The organism is Idiomarina aminovorans, from assembly GCF_023155095.1.
Lineage (GTDB): Bacteria > Pseudomonadota > Gammaproteobacteria > Enterobacterales > Alteromonadaceae > Idiomarina > Idiomarina aminovorans.
The window spans coordinates 653,005-676,058 of record NZ_JAKNDA010000001.1 but is presented as its reverse complement, the minus strand read 5'-3'; the positions used below and the strand labels follow the sequence as shown (position 1 = coordinate 676,058).

21 protein-coding genes, 4 tRNA genes and 1 pseudogene are annotated in these 23,054 nt (G+C 43.9%); 12 read left to right on the top strand and 14 right to left on the bottom strand.

The features are described from left to right. The 5 genes from L8G48_RS03395 to L8G48_RS03375 all read right to left on the bottom strand — a co-directional run bounded on the left by L8G48_RS03395 (window position 1) and on the right by L8G48_RS03375 (window position 2,020). Window positions 1-330, bottom strand: a complete 330-nt coding sequence (locus L8G48_RS03395) for a TusE/DsrC/DsvC family sulfur relay protein (RefSeq protein WP_248263197.1) — start codon at window positions 328-330, stop codon at window positions 1-3. A 9-nt stretch (window positions 331-339) separates the two neighbouring features. After that, window positions 340-609 (bottom strand): hypothetical protein, encoded by a 270-nt coding sequence (locus L8G48_RS03390; RefSeq protein ID WP_248263196.1) that lies wholly within the window; start codon window positions 607-609, stop codon window positions 340-342. Further along, a complete protein-coding gene (locus L8G48_RS03385; RefSeq protein ID WP_248263195.1) occupies window positions 606-926 on the bottom strand; it encodes a DsrE family protein in 321 nt (106 codons plus the stop codon). Before L8G48_RS03385 ends, L8G48_RS03390 begins: the two co-directional genes overlap by 4 nt. Window positions 927-940: 14 nt before the next feature. After that, window positions 941-1,285 carry a sulfurtransferase complex subunit TusD gene (gene tusD, locus L8G48_RS03380; protein WP_248263194.1) on the bottom strand — a complete coding sequence of 115 codons (345 nt, stop codon included), beginning with the start codon at window positions 1,283-1,285 and terminating at the stop codon, window positions 941-943. A 66-nt stretch (window positions 1,286-1,351) separates the two neighbouring features. Then, window positions 1,352-2,020 carry a Bax inhibitor-1/YccA family protein gene (locus L8G48_RS03375; protein WP_248263193.1) on the bottom strand — a complete coding sequence of 223 codons (669 nt, stop codon included), beginning with the start codon at window positions 2,018-2,020 and terminating at the stop codon, window positions 1,352-1,354. Window positions 2,021-2,265: 245 nt separating this feature from the next. Between L8G48_RS03375 and L8G48_RS03370 the strand changes: the two genes are divergently transcribed. The 9 genes from L8G48_RS03370 to L8G48_RS03330 all read left to right on the top strand — a co-directional run bounded on the left by L8G48_RS03370 (window position 2,266) and on the right by L8G48_RS03330 (window position 8,512). Beyond that, window positions 2,266-2,357, top strand: a tRNA-Ser gene (locus tag L8G48_RS03370). A 135-nt stretch (window positions 2,358-2,492) separates the two neighbouring features. Continuing rightward, window positions 2,493-3,287, top strand: coding sequence for a thioesterase family protein (locus L8G48_RS03365; protein WP_248263192.1), 795 nt, complete (start codon window positions 2,493-2,495; stop codon window positions 3,285-3,287). A gap of 343 nt (window positions 3,288-3,630) precedes the next feature. Beyond that, window positions 3,631-4,281 carry a LuxR C-terminal-related transcriptional regulator gene (locus tag L8G48_RS03360; RefSeq protein ID WP_248263191.1) on the top strand — a complete coding sequence of 217 codons (651 nt, stop codon included), beginning with the start codon at window positions 3,631-3,633 and terminating at the stop codon, window positions 4,279-4,281. Further along, window positions 4,278-6,116, top strand: coding sequence for an excinuclease ABC subunit UvrC (uvrC, locus tag L8G48_RS03355; protein ID WP_248263190.1), 1,839 nt, complete (start codon window positions 4,278-4,280; stop codon window positions 6,114-6,116). Before L8G48_RS03360 ends, uvrC begins: the two co-directional genes overlap by 4 nt. Before the next feature lie 23 nt (window positions 6,117-6,139). After that, a complete protein-coding gene (gene pgsA / locus L8G48_RS03350) occupies window positions 6,140-6,688 on the top strand; it encodes a CDP-diacylglycerol--glycerol-3-phosphate 3-phosphatidyltransferase (RefSeq protein ID WP_248263189.1) in 549 nt (182 codons plus the stop codon). Between the two features lie 96 nt (window positions 6,689-6,784). Further along, a tRNA-Gly gene (locus tag L8G48_RS03345) sits at window positions 6,785-6,860 on the top strand. Window positions 6,861-6,866: 6 nt separating this feature from the next. Beyond that, window positions 6,867-6,940 (top strand) — tRNA-Cys (locus L8G48_RS03340). Between the two features lie 25 nt (window positions 6,941-6,965). Beyond that, window positions 6,966-7,052, top strand: a tRNA-Leu gene (locus tag L8G48_RS03335). A gap of 161 nt (window positions 7,053-7,213) precedes the next feature. Continuing rightward, window positions 7,214-8,512: a tyrosine-type recombinase/integrase gene (locus tag L8G48_RS03330; protein ID WP_248263188.1), complete on the top strand. Its 1,299-nt coding sequence runs from the start codon at window positions 7,214-7,216 to the stop codon at window positions 8,510-8,512. Window positions 8,513-8,543: 31 nt separating this feature from the next. Here the strand turns inward: L8G48_RS03330 and L8G48_RS03325 are convergent, their stop codons facing one another. After that, window positions 8,544-9,305 carry an IS5 family transposase gene (locus L8G48_RS03325; RefSeq protein ID WP_248263187.1) on the bottom strand — a complete coding sequence of 254 codons (762 nt, stop codon included), beginning with the start codon at window positions 9,303-9,305 and terminating at the stop codon, window positions 8,544-8,546. 101 nt (window positions 9,306-9,406) lie between these two features. After that, window positions 9,407-11,740 (bottom strand): TonB-dependent receptor, encoded by a 2,334-nt coding sequence (locus L8G48_RS03320; RefSeq protein ID WP_248263186.1) that lies wholly within the window; start codon window positions 11,738-11,740, stop codon window positions 9,407-9,409. Window positions 11,741-11,944: 204 nt separating this feature from the next. On the opposite strand from L8G48_RS03320, the gene L8G48_RS03315 reads away from it, so the two are divergent. After that, a complete protein-coding gene (locus L8G48_RS03315) occupies window positions 11,945-13,819 on the top strand; it encodes a bifunctional metallophosphatase/5'-nucleotidase (RefSeq protein WP_248263185.1) in 1,875 nt (624 codons plus the stop codon). A gap of 402 nt (window positions 13,820-14,221) precedes the next feature. Here the strand turns inward: L8G48_RS03315 and L8G48_RS03310 are convergent, their stop codons facing one another. Next, window positions 14,222-14,434 (bottom strand): hypothetical protein, encoded by a 213-nt coding sequence (locus tag L8G48_RS03310; RefSeq protein ID WP_248263184.1) that lies wholly within the window; start codon window positions 14,432-14,434, stop codon window positions 14,222-14,224. Between the two features lie 229 nt (window positions 14,435-14,663). Between L8G48_RS03310 and L8G48_RS13460 the strand changes: the two genes are divergently transcribed. Further along, window positions 14,664-16,409, top strand: a complete 1,746-nt coding sequence (locus tag L8G48_RS13460) for a PAS domain S-box protein (RefSeq protein WP_282444572.1) — start codon at window positions 14,664-14,666, stop codon at window positions 16,407-16,409. Window positions 16,410-16,489: 80 nt separating this feature from the next. Here L8G48_RS13460 and L8G48_RS03295 read toward each other — a convergent pair whose 3' ends face one another. After that, on the bottom strand, window positions 16,490-17,257 hold the full coding sequence (locus tag L8G48_RS03295) for an EAL domain-containing protein (protein ID WP_443986705.1): 768 nt from the start codon (window positions 17,255-17,257) through the stop codon (window positions 16,490-16,492). A gap of 367 nt (window positions 17,258-17,624) precedes the next feature. Between L8G48_RS03295 and L8G48_RS03290 the strand changes: the two are divergent. Continuing rightward, a pseudogene (locus L8G48_RS03290) lies at window positions 17,625-18,777 on the top strand (IS3 family transposase). Between the two features lie 59 nt (window positions 18,778-18,836). Here L8G48_RS03290 and L8G48_RS03285 read toward each other — a convergent pair. The 5 genes from L8G48_RS03285 to L8G48_RS03265 all read right to left on the bottom strand — a co-directional run bounded on the left by L8G48_RS03285 (window position 18,837) and on the right by L8G48_RS03265 (window position 23,054). Beyond that, window positions 18,837-19,979 (bottom strand): MFS transporter, encoded by a 1,143-nt coding sequence (locus L8G48_RS03285; protein WP_248263183.1) that lies wholly within the window; start codon window positions 19,977-19,979, stop codon window positions 18,837-18,839. 240 nt (window positions 19,980-20,219) lie between these two features. Then, window positions 20,220-20,585: a YdbL family probable chaperone protein gene (locus L8G48_RS03280; protein WP_248263182.1), complete on the bottom strand. Its 366-nt coding sequence runs from the start codon at window positions 20,583-20,585 to the stop codon at window positions 20,220-20,222. A gap of 17 nt (window positions 20,586-20,602) precedes the next feature. After that, on the bottom strand, window positions 20,603-20,788 hold the full coding sequence (locus L8G48_RS03275; protein ID WP_248263181.1) for a YnbE family lipoprotein: 186 nt from the start codon (window positions 20,786-20,788) through the stop codon (window positions 20,603-20,605). Between the two features lie 12 nt (window positions 20,789-20,800). Continuing rightward, window positions 20,801-21,631 (bottom strand): intermembrane phospholipid transport YdbH family protein, encoded by an 831-nt coding sequence (locus tag L8G48_RS03270; RefSeq protein WP_443986708.1) that lies wholly within the window; start codon window positions 21,629-21,631, stop codon window positions 20,801-20,803. An 88-nt stretch (window positions 21,632-21,719) separates the two neighbouring features. Further along, window positions 21,720-23,054 (bottom strand): hypothetical protein, encoded by a 1,335-nt coding sequence (locus L8G48_RS03265; protein ID WP_248263179.1) that lies wholly within the window; start codon window positions 23,052-23,054, stop codon window positions 21,720-21,722.

Sequence of the window (23,054 nt, the reverse complement as noted above, 5' to 3'; positions counted from 1 at the left end):
TTAGATACACTTCGCCGGTTTAGGCAGGCCTGCAATGCGTGTAGCCTGTTTTGCCGGCCCTTTAGGGAATAGCTTGTAGAGGTAACGACTGTTCGCTTTTTCCTCACCTAATTGCTTTTTCATGGCTTTGACTAAAACACGCATGGCAGGGCTGGTATCAAATTCATGGTAAAAGCTCTGTACGAAGGTGACAACTTCCCAGTGCGCCGGAGTCATCTGAATGTTTTCCAGTTCGGCAATATGCACAGCTAACTCTTGGTTCCAGTCATTAATATTGGCTAAATACTCGTGCTTGTCGGTTTGGTAGGCTTTGCCGTTAAATTCAATCATGCTGTTTGTTTACCAGGTAATTTGTTGCTCAAAGCTGAGAACCAGCTCAACCCATTCTTCGTCTGATTTTAACACGACATAGTCGGGCACGGCAGTATCCAGAGATTTTGCTTCCTGCCTTCTGGCATAAATGAATTGAGTTACGGGATTTTGCTGTGGCAATGCATTGGTTTGCATTCCTGAAATGAACAGAGCGTCTTTATTACCCAGTAAGTGACTGTGCTTCGGCAGCCATTCCAATAGTGTCGTATTGCGTAACCAATGCAGCGTTGATCTCATGAGAATTGTAAGACCTCATCAAACTGGTTGAGATGTTCTTTCAGGTTTTCCGGCGGCAAAACTGAAGTCTCAACGGAAGAAGGTAGGGCGTTTTTATCGACAGAGCTATGCGAACTAATACCAATAGGCTCTGCATCAAGCAGCTCTAACATGCCATAACGCTTAGAAGGGTTATCCAGTAAACAACTGAAGGCATCACCTGAGAGTATCAGTTGAACCGGTTGATCAAAGCTGGCAAGCGATAAAGCCATATCAAGCGCTTCGGTTGCTGTGTCTGGCTCTGCACTGCATTGTAAAATCGCGATTTTTTTATTCATAAGGGTCATGGTTATTAAAACTGTAACGTTCGTTCACTGTTGGCAATCGCAGTAGCTAACGCAGTTAAGCCAGAGGGTTCAAAGCTTGGTTGAAACGATTCTATGCCTTTACGTTCCGCAACTGTATGGCAGACCACTAAAGGAACTTGATATTGATGGCTGAGTGCTTCCCATTGGGTTATTAAGTCTCTATTTTGGTCAGGTGTTGGTTGCAGAGCATGGTTTACTGCATTCCGGTAAAAAAAGACACAGGGAATCTCATGGCCGCTTTTTATCGCAGCGCGGGCAAAGGATAAGGCCTCTAAAGATTTGGGCTGGTCTTCAGCCGAACTTTGAATGATGAGCGTTATTTTAGCCATAAATATCCACTTAAAACAAAAGCGCCCCGCATTGCGGGGCGCTAATTATAACCTTATGAGCAGCTATTAATCATCGCCACCAAATGCCATTAATAACATCAGTATATTAACGAACAAGTTATAAATAGAAACATACAAAGTGACCGTGGCCATAATGTAGTTGCGCTCGCCACCTTTAATAATGTCGCTGGTCTGCCACATAATCAACATTGCCATAAGTGGAATCATTATCGCAGAAATAGCTAATTGCAGGGCGGGCAATTGGAAAAACAGGTTAGCCAACATTGCCACAACGACCATGATAATACCGGCAGTAACTAAGCCACCCAGTTTCGACATGTCTTTTTTCGTGGTTAAGACATAAGCCGAGGTTGCAAAGAAGGTTAGAGCCGTACCACCTAATGCAGTAGCAACCATCTCGCCACCACCAGGCATTGATAGTGCCATATTAATGATAGGGCCAAGGGTGTAACCTAAAAAGCCGGTTAGAGCAAAGGTGAGTACAATACCCATGCCGCTATCTTTAGTTTTGTGAACACCAAAAAGTAAGCCAAAGTAGGCAACTAACGTGATGATGAAGCCCGGATAAGGCAAATTCATCATGGTACTGATAGTAGCAACAATGGCACTAAAAGCTAATGTCATTGCCAGTAACGTATAAGTGTTACGTAATACCTTGTTAACGGCCAGCGTCGATTCGTTCTGACCGACATAAGTCTGACTATTATTGTTCATAGATTTCTCCGTGTTGAACTTCTGTCTGTTAAGACGTTTTTTTATTTAAAAAGTTCCTTAAATACTACAGCATTAATGGGGGACTTGGGTAGAGAATTGCACAGTAATTTTCAGTGAAAACTGTTCGGCTTGTGCAATAAACACCCAAACGGACACTTTGTTTAACTTTTTCCTTTACAAGCGTAATTTAGGTCTTTAATATTCGCATCGTTCTCAACGACAGGGTCGAAGAGAACAAACAATACGGAGAGGTGGCAGAGCTTGGTTTATTGCACCTGACTTGAAATCAGACGTGGGTTCACACCCACCGGGGGTTCGAATCCCTCCCTCTCCGCCAAATTTCAGAAAAAAGCCCCGCTCATTTGAGTGGGGCTTTTTTTATCGTTGTACTACTGACAGCATCGTTTGTCATTATGGTGATAATTGGTATTCTTAACGCTTGAGTTAAACGGACGTTTAAATAAGGAATGGCATGAATTTCCATAAAGCAATAGCGCAGATAACTGCGGATAAGAATAATCAAACGATAGAGTTACCTTCTGGCTGGGCTCAGGGGCGAGCGTTCTTTGGCGGCTTCAGCGCAGCACTGGCTGCTCAATTTATACTAAAACAGTTTCCGCTTAAATATCATCTTCGTTCTATGAGCATCTCTTTTGTCGCGCCGGCCGAACCGGGTGAAGCTGAGTTGAGTTATCGTATTTTGCGTGAAGGAAAATCGGTTATTCAGATAGCGGTTGAATTGCAACAACAGGGACAAGTAATGCTGTCTTGCCTGGCCAGCCTCGGTAAAGCCCGTAATTCAACAGTGAAAGTAACAGGCGAAGCGGCTCCTGATCTTAAAACCATTCATGACGGACCCGAGTTGCCAGAAGCCGACATCGTTCCGGAATTTGCTAAAAACTTCGATTATCGTATCACTTCCGGCGGAATGCCGTTTACTGGCCAACCCGGAAGAAGTTTTGGAGGTTGGATACGTTTTCGTGATGAGCAACAGCAACTGACAACGGCAACAATTCTAGCCTTGGTGGACGCCTGGCCGCCGGCGGTTTTACCTCATTTGAGCAGTCCCGCTCCGGCGTCATCGTTGACCTGGACCATTGAGTTTCCGGATACGCCCCTGCAAGATTTTAATAGCCATGACTGGTTTCAGTATGAAGCCTTTATTGAACAAGCGGAACATGGTTATGGGCATAGCCGTGCAGGGTTATGGAGTGATGAGGGCAAATTATTAGCGATTAGTCGACAAACCTTTACGGTATTCGCATAATAGACGTATGAAAACAACGCTTTAATCTATCCGACAGCAGCTAATCGATACTCAACCGGGTATCGATTGGCTGTTATTACAGTTACCTGACCTGTTCTTTGTGAGATATGCTGGATCAGGCCCGGCTTTGATTGGGGCATAAAAAAGCCCTTTCCCCCCTCAAAATAACCGTTATTTTTACACCTTTAACGTATCTTTTCAGAGTTTTTGTAAAGTTCTGTAAAAGGAACTTGTTATTGTCCTCAAAAGCTTAGAATATTCTATTCGAATTCGGGCACAGCGGTACGGATTTAACCTAATAAGGAAAATTGAAACAAGGTAGAAACATAAGGAATTTGAAAATATGAACCGTATTATTTTAGCTATCCCAAACCCTATAATCAGCGCCGGTATGGCCTCTGTTTTACAGAAACACTACAGTGATCAGATTCTCACAGTAACAAGAATTGCCGATTTACGTCGCGCTTGTTACGAGTATGAAGACGCCATTGTCGTTCTATGCAGTCAGTTAGGTGGTGCAGCAACCGTAGAACAATGGCGTCGGCTAAAACGTCGTCATTGCGACTTAAAATTGATTGTCTGGGGCAGTAATCAACAAGATATACTCGATTTTCAATGCGGTATTAGCGTTGTCGACGGATACTTACTGGACTCATGCGACAGCGCCGATTTAGTTCATGCCATTCGTTCATTGAAACAAGGTAACATATACGTTGCCGCTCCGGTTGCTGCTTATCTGGCACAAAACCCTCGTTCCAAGGAACAAAAAACGATGGTTGATATGCTAAGTGAACGGGAACTGCAAGTTGCCCAAATGCTCAGTCGCGGTATTCGCGTAAGAGAAATTGCCCGGCACTTATGCATAAGCAGTAAAACAATTAATACCTTTCGTTATCGGATTTTCTCTAAACTCAGCATCGATGGTGATGTACAATTATCCCATCTTGCAATTCAGTCGGGTCTTGTCGACTTAATTCAGTTTGAAGGTAGATGACCGAAGGTAATCAACAAAAACATTTTGACAGCGACAGCTTTCTTCGTCACCTGACTCATCAACCCGGCGTTTACCGGATGTACGATGATTCGGGTGACGTGATCTATGTCGGAAAAGCAAAAGATTTAAGAAAACGTGTGTCCAGCTACTTTCGGGAAAAAGTAGACCGAATGAAGACACAGGTTTTGGTTAAGCAAATTGCTACCATGGATGTCACCGTTACTAATACCGAGGCCGAAGCCTTAATATTAGAAAATTCTTTTATTAAGAAATACAGGCCGCGTTACAACGTACTGTTACGTGATGATAAATCTTACCCCTATATTATTTTAACAGCGCATCAACACCCCAGGTTGGGCTTTCATCGAGGAGCGCGCCGCACAAAAGGGGATTATTTCGGCCCGTTTCCTAACGGCTCTGCTGTACGAGAAAGCTTAAACTTGCTGCAGAAGCTGTTTCCAATTCGTCAGTGTCAGGACTCTTATTATCGAGCCCGCACGCGCCCTTGTTTGCAGTATCAGCTAAAACGCTGCCTTGCGCCCTGCGTTAATGTTTGTAGCGATGAGGAATATAGTGAACAAGTGATGCTGGCAAAACAGTTTTTACAAGGTAAAAATCAGCAGGTTATCGATGAACTGATGAGTAAAATGGAAAAGTCCAGTGAAAACCTGGACTTTGAGCGGGCCGCACGGTTCCGTGACCAAATTGCTGCGTTAAGAAAAACTCAGGAGCGTAATTCGGTTACTGGTAGCCAACAAGAGCTAGATGTTATTGGCTTGGCTCGGGATAACGGTATGACCACCGTACAAATGCTATTTATCAGAGATAACCATTTGCAGGGAAGTCGCAGCTACTTTCCTAAAGTTCCGGCAGATACCCCGAGTGATGAAGTGTTGAGAGCTTTTTTACTGCAATTTTACTTATCGGACACGGCGGGGCGTAAAATTCCAAAGGAAGTGGTCTTGCCAAGCGATATAGAGCCCGACCAGGTATTAGCCAAGGTAATGAGTGACGCGCTTTCGCAACCGGTTAAACTGCAAAGTAATGTGAGAGGGGACAAGCGTCAGTATCAGTCTCTTGCTCAGAAAAATGCAGTTAATGCGCTGGAAAGCAGACTGAATCAGCAAAGCACAATGAACCGTCGCACGCAGGCATTGCAGCAAGTACTGGATTTTGGTGTGCCAATACAACGGATGGAATGTTTTGATATTAGCCATACAATGGGTCAACAAACGGTGGCTTCTTGTGTTGTATTTGATCAAAACGGCCCTAAAAAGTCGGATTATCGCCGTTATAATATTACCGGTATAACTCCGGGGGATGACTATGCAGCAATGTCAAAAGCTCTGGCCAAACGTTATGACAATGCAAAAGAGCAGGGGAACTTGCCGGATATTTTGTTTATTGATGGTGGTAAAGGGCAATTAGCTCAGGCGGAGAACTATTTCAGTGACTGGGGCAAAGAAGCGCCGGTTTTAATTGGTGTGGCTAAAGGGGAGTCGCGTAAACCGGGACTCGAAACTTTAATAATGGCGGGTAGTCATGAAACCATTCCGCTCAGTAAAGATGCCAGTGCACTTCATTTAATTCAGCACATTCGCGATGAATCGCACCGCTTTGCTATAACCGGGCACCGACAAAAACGGGCAAAGGTAAAGAAAACCTCAACTCTGGAGCAGATTGAAGGGGTTGGTGCAAAGCGCCGGCAGACAATATTAAAAAATCTAGGTGGATTACAAGAGGTAAAAAACGCTAGTATTGAGACATTAGCCAGCGTACCTGGTATTAGCCGAGCATTGGCAGAGAAAATCTATTACTCATTTCGTGATGAGTAAAAACAATAAGGAATCAGCGGATAATGAAGTGGAATATCCCTAATATTTTAACCAGCTTTCGGATAGTACTTATTCCGGTATTTCTGGTGGTTTTCTATTTACCAATGATAGATGCCCGTTTTTGGGCGGCTTTTATTTTTTGGTTAGCAGCTATTACCGATGCGTTAGACGGTTATATTGCCCGGCGTTTTAATCAGTCCACTAAGTTTGGTGAGTTTCTTGACCCTGTAGCCGATAAAGCCATGGTGGTGGCGGCGTTAGTTGTTATTGTAGAAGACTACAACTCTGTTTTTATTACGATTCCGGCACTGACAATGATTTGCCGTGAGCTCATTGTGAGCGCGTTACGTGAATGGATGGCTCAAAGTGGTCACAGAGCAAAAGTGGCTGTTTCAAACTTGGGCAAATGGAAAACCGTCGCACAGATGATTGCATTGATTGGGTTACTCTGGAACGCCAATATTTATATTTATTGGCTATCGATGTTTTTATTCTACGCCGCTTTTGTTCTCACCCTTTGGTCAATGTGGGAATATTTGCGCGGGGCAAAGAGCGAATTGACCAGAAATTAACAGCTTTGCCGCAAATTTGTGCAAACAGTCACGAAATTGATAAAAAATCATTGACTGAAATCGATTAGACAGTAGAATGCCACGGCAGATGACGGTGCGGGAATAGCTCAGCTGGTAGAGCACAACCTTGCCAAGGTTGGGGTCGCGAGTTCGAATCTCGTTTCCCGCTCCAAATTCTGGCGGGTTGGCAGAATGGCTATGCAGCGGATTGCAAATCCGTGGATCTCGGTTCGACTCCGGGACCCGCCTCCATTATTCGAAAACACTTTTATTTAGTGCCCGGGTGGTGGAATTGGTAGACACAAGGGATTTAAAATCCCTCGAACGCAAGTTCGTGCCGGTTCAAGTCCGGCCCCGGGCACCAATTCCGATTTTACAGCAGTCTCCTAAAGTCTATAACTTCTTTAAAATAAAGGCCTTTGAGCCAAATCTAGTCTCTCCTGGTTTACTAATACCTATTGAAAAATACGACCACTTGGTGCTACTTTTGGTGCTATCTCAATTCGGTATACAGGATGTAGCACCATGCCCACAGAAAAGCCTGCAATAACAACACATAAGCAAGTTGAAGCATTAAAGCCTGGCGATAAAGATGAGTGGTATTCGATCGGCAGTGGCTTGCGGCTATTGGTGAAGAAGAATGGCAGCAAGTACTGGCGTTTAAAGTATCGCTTCAGCGGCAAGCAGAAAACGCTGGCGCTGGGTGTATTTCCTGATGTAAGTCTCAAAGAGGCAAAAGATGCAACAACCAGGGCAAAGGCTAAGCTGGCTGATGGCATTGATCCTACCGAAAAAACCTTTGCAAACGATAATGATAATAATTTACGGTTTTATGCTGCGAAATGGTTAGAGTATCAATCTCAGGCTACAGCCAGGGCTTGGTCTAAATCCCATAAAACCAGGGTATGGCAGCGGCTTGAAAAAGGAATTTTGAACAAGCTCGGAAATAAACAAATCACTGACGTCCGTAAAGAAGATGTAAGACGTTTAATTGAAAGCATCCAGGCGAAGGGGCATCATGAGACAGCTAAGCGAGTAGCGGATGATACACAGCGCTTGTTCGAATATGTAGTAGACCAGTATTCGCTTGAGGATGATGTCGACATTCGGTTGTTACGACCGGTCAAAGTTATTTCGAAGGCTGTCGTGCATAGAGAGGCGTTAGATATTAATAACCTTCCATTCTTTCTTTCTGATTTAGCCAAATATAAAGAGACGGGTAGGGAGCTTACAGCGTTAGCCATTGAACTGTTGATACTGACGTTTGTTCGTTCTGGAGAGCTAAGAGGCGCTAAGTGGGAAGAGTTTGACTTTGATAACAAGGTTTGGTCTATTCCTGCAGAGCGTATGAAGATGAAGCGGCCACATGACGTTCCGTTATCAGCCCAGGCCCTTGAGGTAATTAAACGCATCAAACGCATTACCGGTCACGATGAGTTGCTATTCCCGTCTGAGACAAAGCCCGATGAGCCTATGTCCGACAATACAATGCGCCAGGCAATGTTCAAAATGGGCTACTTTCCCAAAGCTAAGGATACAAAAGACGGTAAGATTGCTAAAACCTACCTCAAATACCAGGATAATGCTCATTACCCCGATGGACGCTTGAAGGAGAAAGCTGTGCCGCATGGCTTTAGAACTATGGCATCGTCAACTTTGCATGAGAGCGATCAGAAGTTTCGCTCTGATGCCATTGAGCGCCAATTAGCACACGTTGAACAGAACAAGGTGAAGGGCGCTTATTCACATAAGGCTGAGTACTGGGATGAACGAGTTGAGATGATGGAGTGGTGGGGGAGTCAAAAAAATACAGCTAGTTTTTAGGGCGTGTTGATCTTTCCTGTACATATTTTGTTCAGCAATACATCGGTAGCCACATCAATGAAAATGCCAGTGACACCATACTGGCATAATTTCTCGCTAACTTTTCATACCTGGTTGATATTGAACGATAATGTTTTATTCGTGCGAACGCATTTTCAACTAAATGCCTATATTTATATAGGCACCAATCGACACTGTCTTTGTCTATATCCTGGCCATAATTACGTTTGGGTATGACTGAAGTCCCTCCTTTGACTTCAACATATTTCCTCAATGCGTCACTATCGTATCCTTTGTCGCCTACGAAAATGTTTACTTCCCTCAAATGGTCTACCAGACTTTGAGCCCGAGCTATGTCATTTCTCTGGCCTTCTGATAGTTCAAAATAAATAGGAAGGCCGCCACTATCCACGGCTAAATGAATTTTTGTAGAGTTACCACCTCGGCTCTTTCCAATGCACTCATTATCCACGGTAGCCGCTCCGGTACTATGCTGATGAGCTTTAACAATAGAGCCGTCAGCAAAGACCCAATCGTAATCAGATAGTTTTGCTAACTCATTGAATAACATATTTAATAAACCTTTCTTCGACCACAAATTGAACCGGCGATAAACCGCGCTCCAATCACCAAATTCCGATGGCAAGTCACGCCACGGAATTCCGGTTCTCAGCCGGAATAATATCCCTTCAAACGTCATTCTGTGTTCTGGTTTATTGTAAATGCGGCCTGTGCTCTTCATTACTTGAAGTAGCTTTTTCCACCGCTTATCAGTTAGCATTAGTCTCGGCATGGTATTGAGTTGTTAGTTTATTTTTGGCGAAACAAATTATAACTCTTTACCATGCCGCTCAAAAACTAATCACGAAAGATCAACACGCCCTAGGCGTTTCTCTAGAAGAGGTAACTAGCCTGAAGTGTCACGACACGCGGCGCTAAGTATTGTGCACTGGTGACTCCTACACCGTATGTATCGGTATGAACAGAGGCAACAGAGTCGTCGTCGAATAAGTTACGCACATTCAGCTCTAAATCCCAATTACCATGTGAAGGAATGTAATTCACATTTAAATGGGCGATATCATAGCTTTCTACGACATCACGTTCAGGAGAATTAAACACTCGAGCAAAATAGTCACCTCGGTGTGTATAGCCCAATGATGATCTTAAAGTAGCCCCATTATTAAGTTGATGTGTATAGCTTAATCGGATATTAGCGACTAAATCTGGCGTTTTCGCTAATTCGTTACCCGTTAAGTTAACAGCAGTTGCCTCGCGGGCGGCGTTAATCGCCTCGGTTGGGGCTCCATCTAAGATCAATCCGACTGAAGCATTTTCAGCTTCTGCTCTATCGATTGCATCGCGTCCTTCAATGACCTCTGACTCCATCCAGGTTAAGTTGGTATCTAAACGCCAACCTTTACCGAGGTTTGCCTGAGCCTCAATTTCTAAGCCATAGACTTCTGCTTCAGGCAAGTTTGATGCGCCTGAGTTAAAGCGTTCAATACCACTTGATTCAAATAAATAGTCACTGTAATCATAATAGAAAGCGGCGGTATTTAAACGTAACCGGTTATCAAATAAATCATTTTTGAGACCAAGTTCGTAAGCGATGATTTCTTCCTGATCAAATTTTTCAGGGAAAAAGCGCGTGTCGCTCGAGCTATTTGAGCCTGCTGGTTTTACGCCACTTGCAACAGATGCGTAACCCATAGTGTGCTCTGTAAACTGATAATCCAGGGCAAATTTTCCTGTCACATTATCGGTTTCATCAGATGGTGTACTGGTAATAAGAGAGCGAGTGGGAACACAGTTTAAACTGCAACGCTCATCAGAAAACTCGTTATTAGTATAACGTAAGCCAGTCGTAACACGCAGTGCGTCTGTTAACGCATAACTTACTTGGCCAAAAACTGAATACGATTGAAAATTACGGAAGTCAGAGTTTATGAAATCAATATCCGCATTATTGTCGAACACATTGGGTCCTGCAACAACTTCACTGACTGGGTTGCCATCTCTGCCGCCGTCGTAAAAGTTACGTGTATTTGAGAAAATTTCAGTATCAAGGTAAAAAGCACCAACTAACCATGTTAAGTCAGCCGTTGCATCAGGTGATATCAAGTTGATTTCAGCCGTATAGGACTCATCTTCCTGTCGCAAATTACCGATAAATTCCGGTATAGGAACTTCTCCTAAACTTGTCGGCTCTTCACCATCAGACAAAGGAAATGGTGCTGGATCATTGGCAGTCAAACTGCTTCTATCCATATCCAGGCGACGGCGCATGTCGTAGTTTTGCTGGCTGAATATACCGCGTAACTGAGCCCAGTCCATAGCATAATTCAGATGCAAGCTGGTCATATCCATGTCTAATTTATAGTATTCACGGGTATCGTGGTAAATCACGCGAGGATCATCGCTAATTAAGTCAAAATTGCCTTTCAGCGCAGGGCCATTCGTATCTGAGCTGAATTGCATATGCTGAAGCTGGATATCGAAGTCTTGAGTGGGTTGCCAACGCAATTGTGCTCTAACTGTCGTGTCATTTTTATCATCTAAACGATAATCATGCGTAAGCGCTCTATTTTCTGTGAAGCCGTCATGCTCTCGGTGAGATCCAGAAAACCGTACTGCCAAATTGTCGTCTAACTTCAATGTTGTAGCACCACGAAAGTTCATCGTGTCGTACTGACCCATTGTCGCTGATAATGAGCCATCACCATTTATAAAGTCAGGCTTTTTGGTGTGCACGTTAATGGCTCCGCCTGTCGAACTATTTCCATAAATGGTTCCGTCGGGGCCCCGGGTGACCTCAACACGATCAATATCAACCAAGTCAGCCCAAAGTGCATAATCATTGGCCATGAATACGCCATCAATATGATATGCCACAGCTTGCTTGGTTCCAGCGTTATCAGGTATTTCATTGCCGACGCCTCTAATTGATACAGAGGGGCGATAGCCTTGCACGCTCGATACCACAAGTCCGGGTACTTGATCGCTCAAGTCAAATATATTTGCAACATTCAGTTGATCCAGTGCGCTTCCTTCGACAACAGAGACTGCGTCGGGCACTTCTTGAAGGCTTTGCTCTGACTTTTGCGCTGTCACAATAATGGTTTCAAGCTGATCTGTTTGTTCTTGGGCGTTTACGGTGAAGGAGGTCCCAAGTAACAGGGCGCTTGTTACTGCAAAAGATAACGCGTTTGGTCGAAACACTAACATTAATTATTCTCCCTGAAGCAGGTTGTTTTACGATTTAATGAATTGTAAAGGCGGGCGAGAGAGTAATAACTTAATATGACATTTAACGTATGCTTTTGCGTCATTTTGATGACATATTTAAGTCACAGGCAATGTATTCTTACTGTCATATTAATGCGGTTTAATAGAGCAAAGCTTAATCCCCTTAATTAAAAGGAGTGCACTTTGAAAACGTTGCGCCACCTGTTTATCTTACATTCATTATTTTTTAGTTTGCTACTGGTAAGCACTGATGCTTTCTCCTACGCTAAGGACGTAATTCAGGTAGCGCCACTTGAACTGCATAAGAATAGCCCGTTTGATCGAGCCTACACTCTTGCTCCTATTTCTGATAGAACCGGGAATATTAAAATACAATGGCCCGATAACTGGCCATCAAAGAAACCATCGGAACAGTTAAAACTGCGAGTTCTCCACATTAATGATTTACACAACAAACACATAATAGAAAAAGACGATGGCAGTGCTCGCTTTGTGACTGGCCTTATGGCTGCCCATGTTAACAAGGCTCGTTGTGAGGCAAGTTCAAAAAACGAGCATGTATTATTTTTATCCGCCGGCGATGATCACACCGGTGCCGTATATGATGAATTGCTCGGTTACAATCCAGGATCTTTCAAAAAAAGCTTGGCCTATCACGCTTATTCATCAGCAGGTCTTGATGTCGCAGTATTGGGTAATCACGAGTTTGATCGCGGCACTCAAATCCTAAAGGAAGCCATTAACGCTGATGCCAATTTCCCACTACTGAGTTCAAATCTTGTTGCGTCTAAAAATTTAGATGCTGGCGATTACGCTTCTGCGCTACTTGGAATAATTAATGGGTGGCGAATTGCGATAGTCGGGCAAACATCATCAGAAGACACGAAAAGTAACCTGGCTGACGATCCGCAATTAAAGGTTGCTCCGCAACTGCAAAGCATGAGCCAAGTACTAACCGCAGTTGAAGGTAAAGTTGATGTCATTATCGCACTGACACATATTGGCTATCAACAAAGCGGAAAAGTTGGCGATCAAGACATCGCAGAGCTATTAGCAAAAGCGTCGGTTCCCGCTATTGTCATCGGCGGTCATTCGCACGATATACTGCATAAGTCAGGAATTAATAAAGAGCACATTTACAGCGGAGTTCCGGTATTTCAGGCTGGACAGTGGGGCGATTACATTGGCGATATTCAACTGAACTTGCGACATGACTCAAAAGAAGTCGTAATATCTAACAACACCGTTTTGCATTCTTTAGAGCAAAACAGCTCCTCGCTTATAAGCTTTAGTGAGGATTTTTATAAAACCTCTATTGCTCCTGTCATTAGCGATTTTGACGATGTGTTAAATGAGCCGTTAGGGCGCATCCCTGATGACTCAGCACTAACAAAACATGCGATACTGGTTGACCGTTATACTGCAGAGCTTGCAGTTGCAAACTTTATAACGGATGCTGTTATGCAAACGGTTAATACAGATAATGAAATCGCTGATTTGGCAGCAATCAACGCATCAAGTATTGTTAACGGCTTTGAGCCGGGCGAAATGGCGACTTTTTCTGATTGGTATAATGTTATTCCCTATGCAGACACGCTTCAATTAATTGAGCTTACGCCTAATCAACTTATAGAGCTTATAAAGTCAAACGCTCAACGCCTGGTTATGCCATCAGAGCAAGAGAGTCTCGATTTAACCGGCTTTATTAACCAAGGTTTTTTACACTTTTCTGGTGCGTTACGTTACGAAATAAAATACGGACAAGATAAACGACCTCAGGCAAAAAATATTCAGCTAAATGGAGAGCTTTTAGAACACTATGAAAGTCAAACAATTACCCTTCTGGTTGGAGATTATATTGCTTCTGGAAATTTGGGATGGCGGGGGCAAACCATACAGTTCCCCAATGGTGAGAAAGTAAAAGGCTTTAATATTAAGTCGCTGCCGATAAAACCTACAAGTTACAAGCTTCGCGAAAGCGTTTTAAAATATTTACGTCAACCTCGTCAGAAAATCATTGATATCCGCAAAGATGGGAGAATTAAATTACGTCATTAACTGAGCAGGATTGATTACTTTGATTAACTCATTATTTTTCGGTGCTTACTTAAAGGTTTCCTCGAGGGAGTCTATCTATGGTGAAGCCGGAAAAAGTAATTACCATGAATGGTAATTTGATGATTATTTAGACTCTTTAGTTTATTAGGAGCGTTACTAAGGCGTGTTGATCTTTCCTGATTAGATTTTGTTCCTTCTGGCGGCGTTTTGATCGCGAAACGAGGAATGAAGTTTAATTATTCTAAATAAGCGACGAGTGACAAAGAGCAAAGTGCCGCCAGACGAACCCTTCGGGCAGCACTTGGCTGACATTTCTACGGCGTTATCGCTTGTTCATGTAGAATAACGACACATCACAAGCTCTGCCTTGTATAAATATCAGCCAAGCTGCTGAAAAAGCAGTCAGCAAAGATCAACACGCCCTAAGGCGTGTTGATCTTCCCGACGCTCATTTTCTTCTGATTGTGTCTGGGGTTTGTTGACCTGATCAAATAATGAGGAGGGCACTTCAGAGATAGCATTGCCGTTTTCCATGTCGTCAGAAATAAGATCAAAAAACTGGCTTTCTGCTTGAATATCTTGTCTTGAGTCAGCTAGGCGTGTAACTTTAACCATTGTTTGTACTGTTCCAGAGTCTACTAACTTTAGCCAAGCGCTCAATAAAGCTTATTAACTGTGTGGAATTGATAGCGTTAGCTCAGAAACAACTGGAGTTCGTGAAGTCGTTTTTGAATAATCGATATTAATCCAAACAAAACATTCAAGAGGCTTTAGAATATGCCGATAATTGAATGAACTCATTGATTTAACGCATCAAGCTTTTGCTGCATTTAAGAGGTTTTTAATGATTTTTAGAAAACAAAAACAACGCCGCCAATTAGCAGAGGCTATGTCCAGCAGTGTTTTTGGCGTTATCAATATTGACGAAAACAATTTGATTACGTTTTTTAATGATTCGGCGGAAAAGCTCTGGGGCTATTCAGCGAGCGAAGTCATTGGTAAGAATGTGGCCATACTGATGCATGACGATGTTGCTGCCGGTCATGATGACTTAGTCAATCGCCATCGTAGAACGGACCAGGATCGTATTGTCAACTCCACCCGCGAAGTCCCAATTAAGAAAAAAGATGGTAGCACCGTGTATGCGGAGCTCTCGTTAAGCAAGGTGGTTATCGATGGTAAAAAACACTACACCGCATTTGCGCGCGATGTCGGCGAAGATCGTCAAAACCGAGCGATTTTAAATCAAGCCTTTGAGCAAACGCTGGATGCTGTGGTTATCATCGATGATAAAAACAACGTGATAACCTTTAATAAAGCAGCTGAGGACTTGTGGGGCTATTCCAGAGACAAGGTGCTTGGCAATAACGTTAAAATGTTGGTCCCCCGTAGTGAACAAGATAAACATGATGGCTATGTTAACCGGAATCGGCGCACCGGAGAGAACAGACTTATCGGGCGCGCTGTCGAGATAGAAGTTCCCAGAGCTGATGGCTCAACCATCTGGACCTCAGTAACTATTTCAAAAGTTGACCTGGGTGAGGGTAAATTATTTTATGTCGCGTTTTTCCGTGATATTCACGAAGAGGTGAAGCGTCGTAAAGAGATTGAAATGCTATCACTGGTTGCTAATGAGACGGATAATGCGGTCGTAATAACTGACGACATTGGACGTATAGAATATGTGAACAATGGTTTCACGAAAATGACCGGTTACGAATTACACGAAGTAAAGAACAAAAAACCGGGCGACTTTCTACAGGGTAAAAAAACAGACCCTGACACAGTGGCCCGACTCGGTCAGGCTATCGCGTCAAACGAGGTCGTTTATGAAGAAATCCTTAACTACGACAAACATGGCAACGCATATTGGATCAGTTTATCGATAAGTCCGGTATTTGAGCAGGGTAAAATCTCCCGTTACATCTCAATACAAACAGACATTACGGAAAACAAACTCGCGCGCGATGAATACTATGCAAAAACCGATGCAATGGCATCAGCTCTTGTTACGATTGAGTATTCCGCAGATGGAACGCCTCTGGACTTAAATCAATTATTCAAAGACTCATGCAAAAGCGATGCGGAGGAAGCCGCAAAGAACCTTTGGTCAAAAATCGACGTGGAGATTGTTAAATCAAGTATTGACAATGGATTGGCTCAACAAAAAGTTCAGTTCACAGAGCCGGGCGGCTTAAAGCGGTCAATTGACGGTCGCCTTTGCCGTATTAATGATCGTGATGGCAATATTTCCAAATTAGTCTTTTTTGGCGTTGATATTACTGAACGGCAGATAGCACAGGAAAAAACCAAAGACACCTCAAATCAATTAGTCGAGTCAACACAACGCATCACAAAATTCGTTACTACTATCAATGGGCTGTCTGACCAAACGAACCTGTTGGCTCTGAACGCGGCTATAGAAGCAGCAAGAGCCGGCGATGCCGGACGAGGGTTTAGTGTCGTTGCGGATGAAGTCAGAGCGCTTGCAAACAGTTCATCGAAAGCTGCTTCTGAAATTAATACCGTTATTCAAGACAGCGACGCCTTGATTGATGAGCTTGTCACTGCATTGTCTCGGCTTGATTAAGAAAGCGGCATTAACTTAGTCGCTACTGTATACCGGTAAACACGCGATATAGTGTGTCTTTTAGCTAAAGTATGAACTTGTTAAAAAGTGCTGAAATCTACCTCGGGGAGTGTCTCGAAACCTGGATGTGAAAAAAAGTATCCTTGCATTAAACTGACACCACGAGACTTAAAATAATTAAGCTCCTCAATGGTTTCGATTCCTTCAGCTAATGGTTTAACTTCAAGGCGAATACACATGGTAATAAGTGCATCAACGATAATTTGTTTGACCGGTGAGGTGTCAATATCGCGAATCAGCTCCATATCGAGCTTCATGACATGCGGTTGAAAGCTAGCCAACAGATTAAGACCTGCATGTCCTGCACCAAAGTCATCGAGTGCTGTAATAAAACCTTGCTCAGCATAACTTTTAAAAATTTTGGTGAGGTGGTTTGGTTCATAGACCTGTTCAGATTCAGTGATTTCAAACATCAAGTTTTCAATAGGGAAGTTAGCTTGGTTAGCGGCTAATAATGTGCTGCGAATACAATGTGCAGGTTCATATACTGCGTTCGGTAAAAAATTTATACTCAGCACTGATTGAATTCCTAGCGCTGCTGCAAGCCTGATTGCCGTCACACGGCAGGCCTGATCAAACATATACCGATTTTTATCGTTGACTTGAGACAATATTGACCAGGCAGAGCTTTCATCTTTACCGCGCACAAGCGCCTCATAACCAAATATCGTTTTTTGGTTAACATCTACTATTGGTTGAAACGCAAAAGTAAATTCAAATGGAAGCTCTGTAGAGCACTTTTCGCAACCAATAATAGGCGTCATGTCGTCGGGAAACTGAGTATTCACGGTTTAATCTCGCTGTTGAATAATGTGCTTAAAATGCAAGGCGCAACTGATCTTTGCCAGTTGAAATAATAACCAGCATGAAGATAAGGTTTCATGGATTTCGTCGAAAAAACGAAAACCAACACCTACATTCTAATACAAATTCTAACAGATAAAGCATGGAATGTCTTATTCAGGATCATGTATCTTAGCCGACGGTAGGACAACAAACCAATGCCCTAAAAACGACACGGCAGAATACGCAATGGGAGTAATAAGCAAAGCTTAGCTCATACATCTTTATGTTCCACTTGACCGCCGGTGGGGTTCTACCCAGATTTTACGGACACATCCATAAAGAGGCATAATGTGCCCATAAGGAGTGTTCATGACCAAACGAAGAAAATACAGTACAGAATTTAAACGTGAAGCGGTAGAGCAGACACGTCAGCCCGGCGTTAGCTGTCGGCAGATTGCACTGGAAATTGGTGTTAATCCGAATATGCTCTCCCGTTGGAAGCGTGAATTAGAAGAAGCGCCCGGTAATGCTCACAAGGGCTCAGGAACGCCGCGTGATGAAGAAGTTGCCCGACTTAAGCGCGAATTGGCCCGGATAAAAAAGGAGCGTGATTTTTTGCGCGAAGCGGCAACGTTCTTCGCAAAAGAGTCGTCCTGAGATATCAGGCGATCGAACGTTGTCGCGAACTGTTTCCGATACGCTTAATGTGCCGTTGTATGAAGGTCTCAGCCAGCGGCTATTATGACTGGGTGAATCGCCAACCCTCGCGTCGTGCCGTTGATAATGAACGATTGCTGACGCGTATTAAAGAGATCCATGAAGATAGTGGCTGTATCACTGGTGCGCCACGCATGCATGAAGACCTCAGAGAAGAAAAAGAAACGGCGAGCCTGAATCGCGTAGCGCGATTGATGGCACTGCATGGGCTTCAAGGCTGGCCGCGTAAAAAAGGGCGTGGCCGCAAGGCACCGTCGCAGCGTCCGGATGGTATTAAAAACCACCTGGGTCGAGACTTCAAAGCCTTTGAGCCCAATACCAAGTGGGTGACTGACATAACAGAAATCAAGACTGACGAGGGGAAGCTTTTCCTGTGCGTTGTCCTGGATCTGTTCAACAATGTCGTTGTGGGCTGGTCAATGCATCACCGGCAGGATAGAAAGATGGTGCTGCGAGCAGTGGAGATGGCCGTCTGGCAACGCCCTGAGTCGACACAGGCAATATTGCACTCAGATCGCGGAACGCAATTTACCAGCGGTGATTATCAACGCTACTTAAAGAGCAATGACCTGCTGGGAAGCATGAGTGCTGTGGGTCATTGTGCCGATAATGCGGCTTGTGAAGGCTTTTTCGGTATGCTCAAACGAGAGCGCGTGAATCACCGCAAATACCGAACCAGAGATGAGGCCCGTGCCGACATATTTTTTTATATCGAGCGGTTTCATAATCCGAGAATGCGACGTAGAGTAGCGAATCAAGACAGGAAGTTTACAAACGTTTTAAACCGTCCGTAATAACGGGGTAGAACCCGTGGAGCAACTACTACTTAGGGCCTCTTCGGTTACTCCAACGTCTCTGGCTTTGCTAAACACTTTTTACAGCTTCCGGGTTATCCCCTTCATCCGTTTCTTCGCTCCCAGTCTCTAAGGGCTCACCATCTTCATCTTGAAGTTGATAATCAAACGCTGCTTGAAGACCGGTTTCTTCTTCAGGCATCTCAATATCATGTTCGATATGGCGTGGGTAAAGCGGCGATAAGAGGGTAATTAAAATCCCTGTCGCTGCGAAAATGGAGAAGCTGTCGGCATAGCCAAATTCACTGACCAGGAAGCCTATAACAGGCGAGCCTACGGCTTGTCCCAAGGCACAAGCGATAAAAGGTAAGACTGGCCCGATGGATAAACGTCCTGACAATAAGCGAATGCCTGTCATTAAGTAAAGCCCGGTTGAGCTCATGTAGGCCAAGCCAAAGACCAAAGCGGAAAAAACCGCGAGATAAATTTGACTCGGGCTGGCGGCTAACAAGGTCAGGCTGGTAGCCAACATCATTAGCATCAGTGCGTGGGTGATGGCCGGGTTATTGCGATCGGCTAAATCACTGATAATGGCACCACCCAGGCCTGCAATGCCCACGGCTAACCACAACCAACCACTTTGTCCAGAAGATAATGAACCTAAATTGGTGACTAAGTCAGGCCCGAACGTCCAGTAAGCTGAGGCAATAAAGCCCATAGCAAAAGCAAACAAGGACAGTTTCAGCAGCCGCAACCATTGCTGACCAGTAATTTTGGGAGGAGGCGCTGCATTTGAGGGGGTGATCCTGGAAACCGACGGGATTAAATACCAGGCGAGCATAACGCCAATGATGGCCAAAAACGTGAATGATAAATAGGCATGACGCCATGCTCCAACCAAAAATAATACCGCTGGAACAGAAAGGGCAACACCAATGCTGGTACCGGCATTCATTACTGAGCTGACGCGGCCGTGGATGGAACGGTCTACCAAAGCTTGCATGGCAGACGTTAAAGCCGGCATCATTAAGCCAGTGCAGATACCGCAGGCCAGCACACCTAGGCTGAGGCTAATGGGCCCTGTCGCCTGACTCATCAGAGCTAAACCGAAAACACCAAATAAAGCCGACAACACTGTGGTGTTACGGGCACCAAAGTATTTTGTAATTAAAGGAGCAACGAGACTGACATAGAGGATCCCATCGCTTATCATAAGTCCCCAATGAATGCGGATAACTGAGGTGCGCGCCGACTGGACTTAATGATTCGCTCTGTATATGGTTGACCAACATCAGAAATATCCAAACTGACGTTATAAGGGGTTGCAGATAAGGCCACGCCTATCCTTTTTAAATTATCGTTATGAAAAGCAACATTCTGATATCATCTATTACTGTGTGTTGCTTTACTTTTACACGAAGCAGGTATTTAAGCGAGTCGCAGAAGAAGCCAATTAAGGCTTTTTCTTCCATTGTCCATCGAGTTTAACGTAATGACCCGTTTGAGTGCGTTCAATGGCACGCTTCCCGGCTAGCAATTCAACATCAGCCACCGCAATATCATTTGCTTCAGCAATACGAACGTATTCTTTACGTCGCGCTTCGTTAATTCTCTCTGCAATTTTCTTCGCCTGGAGAGGTGGCTTTATCGCGCCTAAATAACCATTAGGTTGTTCACCGACCCAACCTTTGTCTTTTGCCTCTGAAAGCTTGTCCATGGCTTGCTGCAAGGTCAGTTCTTGTGCGTAGCTTACCGTTGGTGTTGTCATGCCTGCTATCGAGAGCAGAGCAACAAAAGCACTTATTGTCAGTTTTTTCATGTCACAATCCTTTGAAATTAAAATAAACCGCTAGATTCAGAAATTACGTCATCGAGCGCCTTGTCCACTTTGACGTAAATTTCATGTTTAATTTTAACGTTTAAATTGATAGTAATGGGTTCTTTAGGTGCAGCGAGCTGAACCGTCGGAGTACACCCGCAAAGGGCTAAAGGTACGCCTATGAGTAAAAACAAATGCTTCATATCATCCCCTGACTAATTAATTTTCTGCTGTACCCGTTTGCGGATAACGTCGTTCAAACTGTTGCTAAGCGTCAGTCCTTTTATCAGCGCAGGTAAGTATTCCTCTAAATTTACGTTAAGTTCAACCGGGCGTCCATTTTCAACTTCAGGATTAGACCCTTTTAACTGTATTGCTAAGGTTAATTTACCCTTTTGATTATAGTCGATAACCGTGGACAGTTGTTGGTAATAAAAATTGTTTAAAACGCCTGCCAGAGTCTTTAAACTGGGATTACTGCCTGCGGCTGACATTAACGCCGATGAATTTACCTGTAAATGACCGCCGGGAGCGAGCGCGGTTACATAGCCACGTTCAATGGTTAACTGCTTTGGGTCCCAGTGAGCGGGGATGGTTCCTGAAACTTCTCCGTCTATCGAAATTTTGTGGCTTGGATATTGACGCATAAGCTCGCCGAGCGAAATGTTTTCGAACACAACGGGTAGTGCGAAACTGTTGGCTAATGAATAACTTTGATTGGGAATGGTGATGTTACCACCCAGGCCTTTTACGGTATGGCGGGTTAAAGTCAGTGTGGACTGCAGCGGGTTTTGAAAGGGCAGTTGCCCCCCAAATTCAGCAGTAACAGGTCCTAATGTAAACCCTTGTTGAACACTGCCCATGTAAAGTTGCGCGTTATTAATGTTAAGCCGTTTATTATTGGCGTTGAATTCAAACTCCAGGTTGCTGTCAATCACTGACAAGGTATCTGCCACCCAATCACTTTTCTGAATTTTCACTAAACCGTTATTAAGTTGCCAAAGGCCGCCATTCCAAAAGAAACTCACGTTTGTCTGACCGCTAATTGTCGCCGTATTGATAACAAGTTGAGGTGCGAGTCGTTGCAGTAACTTGTTCCGTTCTGGAGTTTGTTGCCAGTCAAACTTATTAACCTTAACCTTTGCTTTTTATCCGACTGGCGTTAATTTGGGTGTGGTGTTGAACACTAATATGATCACCAAGTAACAACATTCCATCACCAACAAGCTCCTGTTGTTGATAACGAAACTGACTGTTGAAAGCGGCTTTAATACGGGGCAACGGCTCGTAATTAATAGAATTGGTATGAATGTTAAGACCAAATTCCGCAAATACATTGTGAGGTTCTGAGTAGGGATAATTCACATTGAAGGAATCTATGACTGCAGTAGCAGTGTTGTTTAAAAGATTAAGCTCAATATGTGCGGGTGTAATACTTTGCAGCTCTGCAGAACTGGCTGAAAATTTGCCGGAAAACCGTGAAGAAATGCTGATATTTTCGTTTTTACTGCCTTTTGCAGCAATGTCCAAACGAATAGGCCAGTAAATGTCATTCACTGCCTGTTGAGCATTTAGCAATGACAGTTCCGGTTGCTCAGTACTGTTCAATTGCCAGGACAAAGAGGTTAATTGTACCGGGAGCTCTGACTCTGTTAATGATATTAAGTTTTTAGTATCACCTTCTAACTCCAGTCGGTAAGAGTTAATAATGCCATTGTTCAAATCCAGCTTAAGTTGGCCTTTAGCCATTGTGGAACTGTCGTCAATCTCTATTTCTGCGTTTTTCTCTACCGATAGTAAAAGTTGGCCGGATATCGCTGACGAAATACTTTCAAAGCTGACTGAGTTGATGTTGGTCGATAAGTTTCCTCGCCACTGTGCTTTAACCGGAAGCGGCTTTGTGCTTACGTTATCAGCAAAGTGCTGTGCCGGGAGTAAGTAGCTGGCATCGGCTTTGAGTTGCCCTGAACGATAATTATAATTCGCATCCAGAACGTTGCTGTCGTAATGAGCTTTGAGTTTGATGGCAGCGTCGTCCCGTATAATTTCCAGATTCGCGGTAATAGGTTGGTGACTGTTAATTTTTAACGACAGTTGTTTTTGGTTTAGCAGTTTAATCGTTGCTGAAACTTTGTCGGGTAATAACGTACCCTTAAGCTGTAACGATTTAATATCAATCCGTTCGGGCAGTAGGGGGGAAATTTCAAATGAGAAGATCTTTGTAAGGTTTAGATTGGTCGCAGGTTCTTTCCCTGGGCGCGCAGGTAAGGAGTCTATTGTTACTTCCAGTCGTTTTACAATAATGTGACTGATTGTTACGCGTTCAAATGCAATACTCCAGTCAGTAACTCCGAAAGACTTAAGCTGCTGGTTTAAATAGGAGTAGCCGGCCCAGCCTAAAGCAAACGCAACAAGTAATAGGGTAAGCAGCGCAGAGCTGCTTACTGTTAGTAAGCGCCATCGTTTCAT